We start from the raw sequence: 12,071 nt of genomic DNA on the forward strand, positions 1-12,071 counted from the left end.
ACATGCGGAGATCGCGTCCCATTGGAGAACTTGCAGAGAATTTCTTCAGGCCTACTGGCCGGCGATGCGCTGGAGCTGGCCGAGGTGGTTGAGATCGTGGCCGGCCATGGTTTCCACGATTGTCTGGAAGGTCATGGTTCCGCGCTCGGGATGGGTGACGGTGCGGTTGGCCGCGGCGGGCAGCGCGCTTTCAAGCATGATGAGGTTCCACTTGCGGAAGGCGGAGAAGGCGGCGCAGGCCTCGGCGGGTTCGATGCCTTTGTAGGTCGCTGCCCATTTGTCCTGGTCGAACGGCTGGATAGTGGGCGAGTCTTCCGCGAGCGTCTGGCGCAGGCGGAAGCCGAAGACGAGCTCACAGTCGGCAAGGTGCGCAACAACCTCTCCGGGGCTCCACTTGCCGGGCGCGGGAGCTTCGTAGGATTTGCCGGGGCCGATGCTCTCAAGCAGCGACCGGATGAGGCGCGGAGTTTCGCTGAGGATATCGAGGACGGGGCGGCCGTCGAGGAAGGTGGCGTAGGGATTGAGTGCGGGCATGAGTGAGTCCTCAGTTGTCAGTTTTCCGTTATCAGTTGCCGACAGACCAGTTCTCAGTTCACAGTTCAAGCCGGCGGCCCGGTCTTCTGTCCCCTGTTTCCTGGTCCCTTGTTCCCTGTTTCAAAGATAATGCTGAACCATCTGCGCCCACGTTGGCCAGTCGTGCGAGTTCCACGTGTCCCATGTGTAGAGCTTGTGGGGGATGCCTTTGTCGTTCATGATGCGGTCCATGTTCTGGTTCTGGACGAGGCATTGGTCGTCCCAGCCGGTAGCCAGCACCCAGGTGTTCTGGCGGTAGCGATCGAGGAACCACGGGTCGCTCATGTTGGGCAGGTACTGCGTGGGCTGATTGAAGTAGACGTCCTGGTCGTGATAACCGCCGAGGAAGCTGGCGATGTCGAACGCACCGGACATGGAGAGCATGCCCGTGAAGATATCGGGGTGGCGCAGCGCGGCATTGAGCGCGTGGAATCCGCCGAAGCTGCAGCCCAGCGCGACTAGGTGCTGGTTCCAGTTCTTCTGCCGGATGAGCGGAACGACTTCGTGGATGAGGTAATCGTCGAACTGCACGTGGCGTGCGATGCGCCAGCGCGGCTGCACGTTGCGGTTGTACCAGCTCTCCATGTCGACTGAGTCGACGCAATAAAACTGCAGGTCGCCTGAATCGATGCGGCCGGCAATGGCGCTGATCATATTTCGATCTTCGAATTCAAAGAAGCGTCCGCCGCTGGTGGGGAAGACGACGACGGGCAGGCCGGCGTGGCCAAAGACGAGCAGTTCCATGTCGCGCCCAAGGCGCGGGGAAAGCCACTTGTGATACTCGCGATTCATTGCGTTCTCCGCTGGTATCGTACTGCGACGTTGGTCGCCGTGCGGCGAGGCCAGATGGAATCCAAAGATGTGCGGGGAGTTGCGGCCGAAGGATCGCACATTGCTGATACTGTAGCAGCCGCCGGGTTGCGGTGTGAGCGGATCGATAAAGGATACTGGTTAGAGTATTGTTCAATTGGCTGAATGGGCTTCCCGCAGGGACTGAAGCCCTTCGTTCCAGTTGTGCTGATCGGCACGACTGAAGTCATGCCCTATTACAAAGCCGCGAGCATCGCAGAGGGATCGTTTTATTTGAAGTTGCAGGTTCAAAACGGAGTACCGCAGGGAGCGGCTGCGGGAGACCTGGAGTCGCCGCTGCATCCGCGGCTGCGGCTGCATCGTGCGTTTCACAGCCGCTTTCTGCCTACCGATCGCGATGTGATTGTGTATCTGCCGCCCGGATATGACGATCACTCGGAGCGCACGTATCCCGTGCTCTACATGCACGATGGGCAGAATCTGTTCGATCCGGCGACGTCGTTTGCGGGCCGCACGTGGCAGGTGCGCGAGCATGCGGATGCGGCGATCGAAGCGGGCGAAGTGGAGCCCCTGGTGATCGTGGGCATCTACAACACAGGCGACAATCGGCTCGCGGAATACACGCATGAACGCGACTGGCAGCGTGGCGGCGGCGATGCGCCGAAGTATGGGCGGCTGCTGACGCAGGAGCTGATGCCGTGGGTGGTGCAGCACTATCGCGTGAAGACGGATCGGGCTTCGACGGGGTTGACGGGGTCGTCGCTTGGCGGTTTGGTGACACTCTATATCGGGCTTCGCCATGCGCAGCATTTCGGAAAGCTGGCGGTGATGTCGCCGAGCGTGTGGTGGAATCACAAGAGCATCCTGGGCTACCTGAACGAGCGCGCGCCGGAGATCTGGGAGCGGCCGCGGCTGTGGCTTGACGTGGGCGAGCAGGAAGGCAAGCGCACGGTGCAGGATGTGGAATTGCTGGCACGGCGGCTCAAGGCGAACCGCTGGATTCCGGGCGAGACGCTGCACGTGGAGAAGATACCTGACGGGCGGCACGATGAGGATAGCTGGGCCGCGCGCGTAAGGCCGATGCTGCGGTTTTTGTTTCCGGCAGGGAAGCCGGAGGTTTAGCTTCGCCGGAGCCCGATAAGCATTTGGATTGCCTCCCTTATTCGCCTTCGCTACTCTTGAGCGAGGTGATCCCGCTTGGATTCCACAAAGACAATCAATACTGAGGTGGTCGGCACCGCGGGCGCTTCGCTTGCCACTACTGGGCTGCGCAAATCCTTCGGCGATGTGAAGGCGGTTGCCGGGGTCGACCTGGAAGTGGCCAGTGGCGAGTGCTTCGGACTGCTGGGACCGAATGGCGCCGGCAAGACAACCACCATTGAAATCTGCGAAGGGCTGACCGAGGCTGATGCGGGCGATGTGACGCTGCTCGGCATGCAGTGGAAGTCTCATGCGAACGAACTGCGGCAGCGCATCGGCATTCAACTGCAGGAAACACAGTTCCCGGACAAGCTGACGGTGGAGGAGACGCTGCGGCTGTTCAGAAGCTTCTTCCGCAAGGGCATCGCGGTGGACGAGGCGATCCGCACCTCGCAGCTTGAGGAGAAGCGCACGGCGCGCGTAGGCACTCTGAGCGGCGGACAGAAGCAAAGGCTGGCGATGGCTTGTGCGCTGGTTGGCGATCCGGAACTGCTGTTTCTCGATGAGCCTACGACCGGGCTCGATCCGCAAGCACGGCGGCACCTCTGGGACCTTGTGGATGATCTGAAGCACGCGGGGCGTACTATCATCCTGACGACTCACTACATGGATGAGGCCGAGCGACTGTGCGATCGCGTGGCGATCATGGATCACGGGCGCGTGATTGCGCTGGGCACGCCGAAGCAGTTAATCGCGTCGATGGGCGGCGATCACATCGTAGAGTTCGCCGTGACCGGCAATGGCGAAGGCAAGGTGGATGCGAAGGCCCTGACCGAAATTCCAGGCGTGCAGTCACATCGCGTCGATGCGGGCCTGCATCAGCTTTCAGTGACGGACCTGCACACGACGGTGCCGCGCATCTTTGCAGCCGTCGATGGAATGGGCCTTGATCTGACGGAGTTCCGCACGCACTCGGCGACGCTGGAGGATGTGTTCGTTTCGCTCACCGGGAGGTACTTGCGCGATGAGTAAGCTTGCGGAGAGCAGCCTGTTTCAGTTGACGGCGACGCGGTTCCGGCTTTTTCTGCGGGAGCCGGAGGCTTTGTTCTGGGTGTTCGCGTTTCCGATTCTGCTGGCGGTGGGCCTCGGCATCGCGTTCCGCAATCGGCCGGCAGATGTGCTGCCCGTGGCTGCGACCACCCCGCAGTTGACGCAGGCGCTGGTTGCGGACAAGGGCCTGAAGGCGACCACGATGGACGAGGCCGCGGGTACGCATGCGCTGGCGACCGGCAATATCACCCTGCTGGCGATTCAGACCGTGCAGGGCGTGGAGTACAAGTACGACGATACGAATCCTGATGCGCGCAATGCGCGGCTGCTGGTGGATCGCGCGATTCAGACAGCAGCCGGGCGTCACGATCCCCTAGCGGCGACGAATGAGCTGATTCACGAGACGGGCGCGCGCTATATCGACTTCGTCATTCCGGGATTGCTGGGCATGAACCTGATGGGCTCGGCGATCTGGGGACTGGTGTTCTCCGTGGTGGAGGGACGGCAGAAGCGCTTGCTGAAGCGCATGGTGGCGTCACCCATGCCGCGGTGGCAATACCTGGCGTCGTTTCTGCTTTCGCGGCTGCTGATGCTGGTCATCGAGGTGGCGGTATTTCTCGGCTTCGCCAAGGTCGCGTTCGGCGTGCCGTTCCGCGGCTCGCTGCTGGAGTTGGGATTTCTCTGCCTGCTGACGTCACTCGCATTCTCGGCGTTGGGGCTGCTGATTGCCTCTCGCGCCAAAACGATTGAAGCGGCCTCAGGTCTGATGAACCTGGCGATGCTGCCCATGTGGATTCTGTCGGGAGTGTTCTTCTCGGCCACGCGCTTCCCGGCGATCATTCAGCCGTTTGTGCGGGCGCTGCCGCTGACTGCGGCCATCGACGCGTTGCGCGGCAACATGTTGCAAGGCATGAGCCTGCCGCAGATGATGGCGCCCACGTCGATTCTGCTGGCTTGGCTGGTGGTGCCGTTCTTTGTGGCGCTGAAGATCTTCCGCTGGCGTTAGGAGCCCCCGCGAAGCCAGCCTTCTAGTATCATCCATGCAATTACGCCCTTATGCTCCAAAGGAGATTCAGCCTTGCGAAAGCACTCCCCGCAATTCTTCTGCGCCCTCGGCGTGCTCATCCTTGCAGGATTGAGCCTGAACGCCGGCGCGCAAGTGCAGCACAAGCTGCCCGAGATTAAATACGAGAAATACACCCTGCCCAACGGGCTAACGGTGATCACGCACGAAGATCACCGGCTGCCGCTGGTGGCCGTGGACCTGTGGTATCACGTGGGTCCGCTCAATGAGCGGCCCGGACGCACCGGCTTTGCGCACCTGTTTGAGCACATGATGTTCGAGGGCTCGGAGCATGTGGGCGAGAAGGCGCACATCAAGTATGTGCAGTCTGCCGGCGCAACGGATGTGAACGGCACCACCAACTTCGACCGCACGAACTATTTCGAGACCATGCCGTCGAATCAGCTCGAGCTGGCGCTGTGGCTGGAGAGTGACCGCATGGGCTTCCTGATGGAAGGCCTCGACCGCGAGAAGCTCACGAACCAGCGCGATGTTGTGCGCAACGAGCGCCGCCAGGGCGAAGGCCGCCCTTACTACGTCGCCGAGGAAGCGCTGTATCACGCGCTGCTTCCGAAAGAGCATCCGTATTACGGCGATGTGATCGGCAGCCACCAGGACATCGAGTCGGCGCGCATTGCCGATGTGCGCGATTTTCACCAGCGGTACTACACGCCCAACAACGCTTCGATCGCCATTGCGGGCGACTTCGATGCGGCGAAGCTGAAGGAACTGCTGACGAAGTATTTCGGGCCGATCCCCGCTGGTCCCAAGGTTGATCCGGTGACGACGAAGACTCCCCCGATCACCGCGCAGAAGCGCGTTACCGTGACCGATACGGTGAAGCTGCCGCAGATCTCGATTGCGTGGCTCACTCCTCCGGCGTTTACGCAGGACGCGTATAACGTGGATGCGGCAATGTTCGCGCTGGGCGGCGCGAAGGCCAGTCGCCTCGACACGGCGCTGGTCTACAAATCGCAGACCGCGCAGAGCGTGACGTGCTACTCGAATGCGCAGAAGCTGACGGGAATTACGGAGTGCTCCATCACGGCCAAGCCAGGCGTGAAGCTGCAAGACCTGGAAGCTACATTCTGGTCTGAGTTGGACAGGCTGCAGAAGGAGGGTCCTACGGCCGAGGAAGTGGAAGCGGCTAAGGCGCTGAACCTGACGCAGAAGATCAGCGGACTGCAGCGGCTGGGCGGCTTCGGCGGCGTGGCAGATACGTTGAACGAGTACAACCAGTACATGGGCGATCCCGGCTTTCTGGCGAAAGACGTAGCGATGGCGGAGGCTGTGACGGTGGCGAGCACCAAGGACGCTGCGGTGAAGTATTTCTCAAAGGATGCCGCGGTTGTGGTGTCGTGCGTGCCGGGCGAAAAGAAGCTTGAAGATGTTCCGCGCAGCCCTGCCGATACCGATGCGGATGTGAAGATCACGAATCCGTACACGCCGGAGTTTGAGAAGGCGCAGGAGTGGCGGAAGAACAAGCCCGCGGCCGGCTCGGCACCGGAGATTCATCTGCCGGTGCCAACGGAGTTCAGCCTCGACAACGGGCTCAAGGTGTTGCTGGTCGAAGGCCACGCTTTGCCGGTTGTGACGGCGGCGCTGGTTTCGCGCGCGGGCAGTGAGAACAACCGGCCCACCAAGGCGGGGTTGGCCACGCTCACCTCGGAGATCATGAGCGACGGCACGCAGTCGCGCAATCTTGAGAAGCTGGCGCAGGATGAAGAGCGGATCGGCGCGCGCGTGGCGGTCAATGCCGGCATGGACTCCGGCGCCGTGTCGATGAGCCTGCTGGCCACGCACGCCGATGAAGGCATGGATATCCTAGCCGACATCGCGCAGCATCCGGCGTTCCGCGCCGAAGACGTGGAGAGGCGTACGAAGCAGCGGCTCGTGCGCATCAGCCAGGAAACCGACAACGTGCAGAGCATGGCATTCCGAGTAGGGCCGAAGCTGGTGTTCGGCGAGACACCATACGGGCTCGCCGCAAACGGGACCGCGGAGAGCGTGAAGGGCTTGACGGCATCGGACATCTCGACGTTCTACGCGGATCACTATGGACCCAACGACTCGGTGCTGGTGCTCGCCGGTGACGTGACGCGCGCTGAGGCCGAGCGGCTGGCAAAGAAGTACTTTGGCGGATGGACGAGTCACGCCGCGGAACCGCCAAGCATTCCGGCGCCGCCCGCGCCAGCATCCACGCACGTGGTGATAGTGGACAAGCCGGGCGCTCCCCAGACGGCGCTCATGGCCTTTGGCGCAGGAGTGTCCGCATACTCGCCGGATACTGACGTGCTGACCGTACTCAACTACACACTGGGGGGCAGCTTCGGCAGCCGCATCAACATGAACCTGCGGGAGCAGCACGGTTACACCTACGGCGCGCGTTCTTCGTTTACCGGGTACCGCGATGGCGGCTTCTTCTTTTCGGGCGGCCTCGTACGCACGGACGTGACCGCTGCGGCCGCGAAGGAGCTAATGCTGGAGATTCGCAATTTCCCCGGCAAGCCTTCAACGGCAGAAGAGCTGGCCGCGGCCAAGGAGGCTTCAATCCGTTCGCTGCCTGGGCGGTTCGAGACCACCTCGGCGATTGCCGATGCGACCAGCGGCATTTTCGTCTACAACCGGCCGCTGGACTACTTCGCGAAGCTGCCGGCTAAGTACGAGGCGATCACGGAAGGCGATATCGCACGCGCCGCGAAGCAGTACCTACATCCGGACCAGCTCGTAATTGTGACGGCCGGCGACCGCAGCAAGATCGAGCCGGGATTGAAAGATGCCGGGCTGGGGCCGATCGAAGTGCGCGATCTGAATGGCAATCCCGTTTCGTCAACCGGAGCAGCGGCGGAACAGTAGTAGCTTATCCGCAGCACAACACAAAAGGGGCGCGGCTGATTGCCGTGCCCTTTGTCTTGCGGCGAACGATTAATGGCTGCGCTGGGATGCGTCGAAGGCCGCTTTGCCGATCTCGCCGATCACGCGCAGGCGCGTCGCTTCATCCGCACGTGAATCCGTGACAAACACGGCTACGGCAAGTTTTCGGCCATCGGGAAGGGTGATCAGGCCGATGTCGTTGGTGGCGTGAGCCAGGCCGTTGTCGACGTCGGAGGTTCCGCTCTTGTGCGCGACGATTGTTCCTGGTGGCAGCTTTGTACCGATGCGCGTCTTCTCCAGTGGCGCGGTCATAATCTCGCGCAAGAACGCGGTGTGCTCGGCGTTCAATGGCGAGTGCTCGTCGATCATGCGGAGCAGCTGAACCGCTCCTGCTGGCTCGAACCAGTTGCCGTATTGCACGCTGGTGGCGTGATGCAGGGCGTTCTCGTTATCGCGCAGGTGAAAGCCGCGGACGCCGAGCGAGGCGATGTAGCGGTCGACCACGGCAGGGCCGCCGCCGACGCGCAGCAGGATGTCGGCCGCAACGTTGTCGCTGAGCGAGACGGTGAGGCGTAGCAGCTCGCGCAGTGGGATATCGACGCCGGCCTGCGGGTACTTGTCCCAGAGCGGGCTGTAGGCGTGGGGAAGGATGCGATCGGAGGGCTCGAACCGAATCTGCTGGTCGAGCGTGAACTTGCCCTGTTCCACCTGATGCAGGATGGCAATGCCCAGCGGCAGCTTGAAGACCGACTGCATGGGTGGATGGTCGTGTTGGTTCAGGTCGCAGTTCAGATCGGAATTGGCCAGGAAACAAGCGGTGGAGACGGTGCCTTGAGCCTCACTGGCGATGGCCCGGACCTGCTGTTGAAGGGACTGCTGCGCGGTGCCGGAGGCTGCCGCCAGAAGAAGCAAGAAGGGAAGACGCATGGGTGCGAGTATAAGGAACTGTGGCGACCCGCAGAGGAATGGAACCAGGCAGGTTCCGGCTTCGTAAACAGGTTGCAGGAGATGGTGATGCGTAAGCTTGTTTCTGTTTCCGCTCTTTCTGTAGTTCTGCTGGCCGGAGTTGTGGCGCACACGGCGCCCCCGGCCAAGACCGGGCCCGGGACTCTCGTCATCGTGTTCAAGGATGGGCACCGGCAGTCGTTCAGCGTGTCCGAAATCGAGCGGGTGGAGTATCCCGCGGGGACGCTGACGGCGGGCGACCTGGGCTCCACCAAGTCCCAACTCACCGCGCGAGGCCGCTATGTGGGCAAGTGGCAGGTGGGCGACGGCGCGGGCAGCGACTTCTACATCACGCTGAACGAGGACGGGAGTGCATACCGCTCATTGGGTGATGTGCACGGGCGCTGGGTCTACTCCAATGGCGACGCGCTGATCACGTGGCATGACGGCAACGCCGACGCTATCCGGCGGGTAGGCTCGCGGTTCCAAAAGTTCGCTTATATGAACGGTAAGTCCTTTAGCGACAACCCCGACAACGTGGCCGAGGCGAAGAACACAAGTCCCAGGCCGATCTAAGAGGCAGGTGTTAGGGCCTAGGGCTTAGTGTCTAGGCGCCTGCGAGATTGGGCAGGCGCTTTTGTGTTCCTAAACCCTAAGCCCCTAAAACCTAAACCCTGCATCATCCCCGCTTGCCTCCGGACCCCACAATCGGCGATACTTAGGTGTTGTGTCTTGCGTTGGCTGGGCGTTCCGTCTGGCCCCTCGGTAGTCGGGCGCGCGGCGCCCTCCCGTGACAAGAACAGAATCAGGTACTTGAAAGGAACCGTATCTCGTGGTCATGATTCGTCTGGCGCGTTTTGGCGCCACCAAGCAGCCCTACTACCGTGTGGTCGTCATCGAGAAGGACCGCGCCCGCAACGGCCGTTCCATTGAGGTCGTCGGCACTTACAATCCGCGGACCAATCCCGCCTCGGTTGACCTGAAGCACGAGCGCATCGCCTACTGGCGCAGCAAGGGCGCGCAGTTCTCTGATACGGTCGCCAAGCTGGTGGACAAGTTCCCGGCCAAGCCGGCAGCCGAACCTACCGCAGCCTAGTTTCTTCCCTCTCCCCCTGAAACCGGGAACGGCCGGATTGTCACCCTTGGCGCTGACAGCGCATGGCCGGCCGTGTACTAATTGCTGACGGCGGTTGTGTTTTGCTGATACTATTCGGCGCACGACCAAAGTCGCCAACAATTCAGGAGAGGTCAGGGGCACGAGCATGACCCAGCACGATATGGTTGCAGTCGAAGAATTGGTTCGCGAAATCGCGCGAGCCCTGGTGGATGAACCGGCAGCCGTGGATGTTCAGTCGGTGAACCGCGAGGAAAACACCGTGCTGAAGCTTAAGGTTGCCCCCAACGACGTAGGCAAGGTCATTGGCAAGCAGGGGCGGACGGCGCGCTCGGTCCGCACCATACTTGGCGCGGTGAGCATGAAATTGCATCACCGGTATACTCTCGACATTCTTGAAGAAGACGAACAGGTCTAGCCTCAATGACAGCGGCGCCAGCCTTGCGCGGGTCCGCGCATGAGCAGTGCTGTGCCTGACTGGGTTTGGCTTGCCCGCGTGCGCAAACCGCAGGGCCGCAAAGGCGAGGTCTTCGCCGAAATCCTCACCGACTTTCCGGAAAAATTCGCCGAGCGCAAGCGGCTTTGGCTGCTCTCAGAGCGGCCAGGGGCCGCACCCTCGCGCGAAATGGAACTCATCCATCACTGGCCGCACAAGGGCGGCATCGTCCTGCATTTTGCCGGCATCGATTCAATCTCTGCCGCGGAGACGCTGGCGGGGCTGATTGTGGCCGTTCCGCACAGCGAGCGCGCCGCTTTGGCCGAGGACGAGGTCCACATCGCAGACCTCATCGACTGCACGCTGATCGATGTTTCTGCCGATCCACCGATTTCGGTGGGTAAGATCGAAAACGTCGATCGAACTGCTGGGCCTACGCCGCTGCTGATTGTGAAGAGCGCGAAAGGCGAGGTGCTGGTGCCATTCGCCAAGAGCTATCTGCGCAAAGTCGACATCGAAAATCAGCGAGTGGAAATGGCATTGCCCGAAGGACTTGTGGATCTGAACGGCTGAGCCGGCTCAGCAATCACCTTTTGGATGCGTCCGCGTGAGTTCGTTGCCAGTTTTGCTCCGCTTCCCGAGCGGCTTCTCGCACCACATCCCTGCCGAACTTCGCCCTGATTCGCTCGTCACTCACCCGGTTATAGGCGTCAGTACGGTCGAGAATCCAGTTGTTTACGATGCATCCTGTCACGGCCCTGTGTTGGATGCCATATCGGTCGTGTAGAGTGGCAGCGTACTCTGGTGTCCACGGAACAGGCAATCCGTATCCCTGCACTTCATAGTGCCCATGCCAGGTGTCCCATCGTGCGGCGAGATTTCCGCTGATGGACGCAATTGGCCAGAGGCCATAGACCCACCACACCAGCAAGCAGAAGATGCTCAACGCGGCCGCCGGAAGGATCAACCACTTCTTCATCACATTTATTCTGACTCCAAAGGAGTCGGTCCGCTTAGGTTATCCATGCTGCAGCCATCACTGACCGTTGACCAGCGTACTGAAGCCAGCGGAACAACAGGCCTTCAGTGTCATTCATGGCTGATGGCCAACATTATAGGCACCCCAAGCCGCCTCAGTGGGGATAAGCGGGGCCGCTATCATCAAGAGAACGAATATGCGCTTCGATCTGGTCACCATCTTTCCGGGATTCTTCGCCGGTTTCTTCGAGCACGGCATCGTGCGCCGCGCGCAGGCCGACGGGCTGGTGGAGATTGGTGTGCACGATCTGCGCAGCTTTACGCACGACCGGCACCGGACAGTCGATGACCGGCCGTTCGGAGGCGGCGAGGGGATGGTACTGAAGCCCGAGCCGCTGGCGCGGGCTATGGAGGCCATGGGGATCGCGCCGAGACAACAGCGGGTCCTTCGCTCCGCTCAGGATGACAAAGCTGAGGGTGAGCCCATTTCAGGTGGAACTCGCGTCATCCTCACCTCGGCGCAGGGCTGCCGTTTCGACCAGTCCGTTGCCCGCGAGCTGGCTCAACTCGACCGCGTCGTCCTGATCTGCGGGCGCTACGAAGGCGTGGACGAGCGGATCAACGAGCTCTACTGCGACATGGAACTGTCTATCGGCGACTATGTGTTGAGCGGCGGCGAGCTGGCGGCGGCTATCGTGCTCGACGCAACGATGCGCTTGATTCCCGGCGTGCTGGGCAATGAAGCTTCAGGCGAGTTCGAAAGCTTCGGCGCGGCAGACGCTTCCATCACGACTGACGTAGAGGGCGTGCCGCGCTCGCAGCACGGCTCCGGAGGCTTGCTCGATTACCCCCATTACACGCGGCCTGCCGAGTTCGCAGGCCTGCGTGCGCCCGAGGTTCTGCTGAACGGCGATCACCAGCAGATCCGCCGCTGGCGCCGCGAACAGCAGTTGCGCAAGACGCTCAGGAACCGGCCCGACCTGCTGGAGCGTGCCCCGCTGAGCGAGGAAGACCGCCGGGTTCTCGAGGCGATCAAGGAACAGGGATAGGGAATAGCGACAGGGCAGGAACGAAAAGGCCCGCGCCGG

The 12,071-nt window shown here is 61.7% G+C and carries 13 protein-coding genes; 9 read left to right on the forward strand and 4 right to left on the reverse strand.

Going from position 1 to position 12,071, the window contains the following annotated elements:
* Positions 1–51: 51 nt before the first annotated feature.
* Positions 52–534 (reverse strand): DinB family protein, encoded by a 483-nt coding sequence (locus MOP44_RS13170; protein WP_260796498.1) that lies wholly within the window; start codon positions 532–534, stop codon positions 52–54.
* A gap of 120 nt (positions 535–654) precedes the next feature.
* A complete protein-coding gene (locus MOP44_RS13175; RefSeq protein WP_260796499.1) occupies positions 655–1,365 on the reverse strand; it encodes an esterase family protein in 711 nt (236 codons plus the stop codon).
* A gap of 183 nt (positions 1,366–1,548) precedes the next feature.
* Here MOP44_RS13175 and MOP44_RS13180 point away from each other — a divergent pair, with 183 nt between their 5' ends.
* The 4 genes from MOP44_RS13180 to MOP44_RS13195 all read left to right on the forward strand — a co-directional run bounded on the left by MOP44_RS13180 (position 1,549) and on the right by MOP44_RS13195 (position 7,492).
* Entirely contained in the window at positions 1,549–2,505 is a 957-nt protein-coding gene (locus MOP44_RS13180; RefSeq protein ID WP_260796500.1) for an alpha/beta hydrolase, read from the forward strand.
* Between the two features lie 75 nt (positions 2,506–2,580).
* Positions 2,581–3,555: an ABC transporter ATP-binding protein gene (locus MOP44_RS13185; protein ID WP_260796501.1), complete on the forward strand. Its 975-nt coding sequence runs from the start codon at positions 2,581–2,583 to the stop codon at positions 3,553–3,555.
* The gene (locus tag MOP44_RS13190) at positions 3,548–4,579 is read left to right on the forward strand and encodes an ABC transporter permease (protein ID WP_260796502.1); all 1,032 of its coding nucleotides are present in this window, start codon (positions 3,548–3,550) and stop codon (positions 4,577–4,579) included. The genes MOP44_RS13185 and MOP44_RS13190 overlap by 8 nt, the downstream gene beginning before the upstream one ends.
* A gap of 72 nt (positions 4,580–4,651) precedes the next feature.
* Positions 4,652–7,492 (forward strand): M16 family metallopeptidase, encoded by a 2,841-nt coding sequence (locus tag MOP44_RS13195; RefSeq protein WP_260796503.1) that lies wholly within the window; start codon positions 4,652–4,654, stop codon positions 7,490–7,492.
* Between the two features lie 69 nt (positions 7,493–7,561).
* On the opposite strand, the gene bla is transcribed toward MOP44_RS13195, so the two are convergent.
* Positions 7,562–8,437: a class A beta-lactamase gene (bla, locus tag MOP44_RS13200; protein ID WP_260796504.1), complete on the reverse strand. Its 876-nt coding sequence runs from the start codon at positions 8,435–8,437 to the stop codon at positions 7,562–7,564.
* 87 nt (positions 8,438–8,524) lie between these two features.
* Here bla and MOP44_RS13205 point away from each other — a divergent pair, with 87 nt between their 5' ends.
* The 4 genes from MOP44_RS13205 (at position 8,525) to rimM (ending at position 10,578) form a co-directional block, all read left to right on the forward strand.
* Positions 8,525–9,031: a hypothetical protein gene (locus MOP44_RS13205; protein WP_260796505.1), complete on the forward strand. Its 507-nt coding sequence runs from the start codon at positions 8,525–8,527 to the stop codon at positions 9,029–9,031.
* Positions 9,032–9,293: 262 nt separating this feature from the next.
* A complete protein-coding gene (rpsP, locus tag MOP44_RS13210) occupies positions 9,294–9,551 on the forward strand; it encodes a 30S ribosomal protein S16 (protein ID WP_260796648.1) in 258 nt (85 codons plus the stop codon).
* Between the two features lie 166 nt (positions 9,552–9,717).
* Entirely contained in the window at positions 9,718–9,987 is a 270-nt protein-coding gene (locus tag MOP44_RS13215) for a KH domain-containing protein (protein ID WP_260796506.1), read from the forward strand.
* A gap of 51 nt (positions 9,988–10,038) precedes the next feature.
* Positions 10,039–10,578 carry a ribosome maturation factor RimM gene (gene rimM, locus MOP44_RS13220; RefSeq protein WP_260796507.1) on the forward strand — a complete coding sequence of 180 codons (540 nt, stop codon included), beginning with the start codon at positions 10,039–10,041 and terminating at the stop codon, positions 10,576–10,578.
* Between the two features lie 13 nt (positions 10,579–10,591).
* Here rimM and MOP44_RS13225 read toward each other — a convergent pair whose 3' ends face one another.
* Positions 10,592–10,984, reverse strand: coding sequence for a hypothetical protein (locus MOP44_RS13225; RefSeq protein ID WP_260796508.1), 393 nt, complete (start codon positions 10,982–10,984; stop codon positions 10,592–10,594).
* A 196-nt stretch (positions 10,985–11,180) separates the two neighbouring features.
* Here MOP44_RS13225 and trmD point away from each other — a divergent pair, with 196 nt between their 5' ends.
* Positions 11,181–12,032, forward strand: a complete 852-nt coding sequence (gene trmD, locus MOP44_RS13230; RefSeq protein WP_260796509.1) for a tRNA (guanosine(37)-N1)-methyltransferase TrmD — start codon at positions 11,181–11,183, stop codon at positions 12,030–12,032.
* Positions 12,033–12,071 lie beyond the last annotated feature (39 nt).

It is taken from the genome of Occallatibacter riparius (assembly GCF_025264625.1).
Taxonomy (GTDB): Bacteria; Acidobacteriota; Terriglobia; order Terriglobales; family Acidobacteriaceae; genus Telmatobacter; species Telmatobacter riparius.

Excerpts from the sequence above, each read along its gene's own strand:
- MOP44_RS13170 (WP_260796498.1), bottom strand. The coding sequence starts at position 534 with ATGCCCGCACTCAATCCCTACGCCACCTTCCTCGACGGCCGCCCCGTC.
- MOP44_RS13175 (WP_260796499.1), bottom strand. The coding sequence starts at position 1,365 with ATGAATCGCGAGTATCACAAGTGGCTTTCCCCGCGCCTTGGGCGCGAC.
- MOP44_RS13180 (WP_260796500.1), top strand. The coding sequence starts at position 1,549 with ATGGGCTTCCCGCAGGGACTGAAGCCCTTCGTTCCAGTTGTGCTGATC.
- MOP44_RS13190 (WP_260796502.1), top strand. The coding sequence starts at position 3,548 with ATGAGTAAGCTTGCGGAGAGCAGCCTGTTTCAGTTGACGGCGACGCGG.
- bla (WP_260796504.1), bottom strand. The coding sequence starts at position 8,437 with ATGCGTCTTCCCTTCTTGCTTCTTCTGGCGGCAGCCTCCGGCACCGCG.
- MOP44_RS13205 (WP_260796505.1), top strand. The coding sequence starts at position 8,525 with ATGCGTAAGCTTGTTTCTGTTTCCGCTCTTTCTGTAGTTCTGCTGGCC.
- rpsP (WP_260796648.1), top strand. The coding sequence starts at position 9,294 with ATGATTCGTCTGGCGCGTTTTGGCGCCACCAAGCAGCCCTACTACCGT.
- MOP44_RS13215 (WP_260796506.1), top strand. The coding sequence starts at position 9,718 with ATGACCCAGCACGATATGGTTGCAGTCGAAGAATTGGTTCGCGAAATC.
- MOP44_RS13225 (WP_260796508.1), bottom strand. The coding sequence starts at position 10,984 with ATGAAGAAGTGGTTGATCCTTCCGGCGGCCGCGTTGAGCATCTTCTGC.
- trmD (WP_260796509.1), top strand. The coding sequence starts at position 11,181 with ATGCGCTTCGATCTGGTCACCATCTTTCCGGGATTCTTCGCCGGTTTC.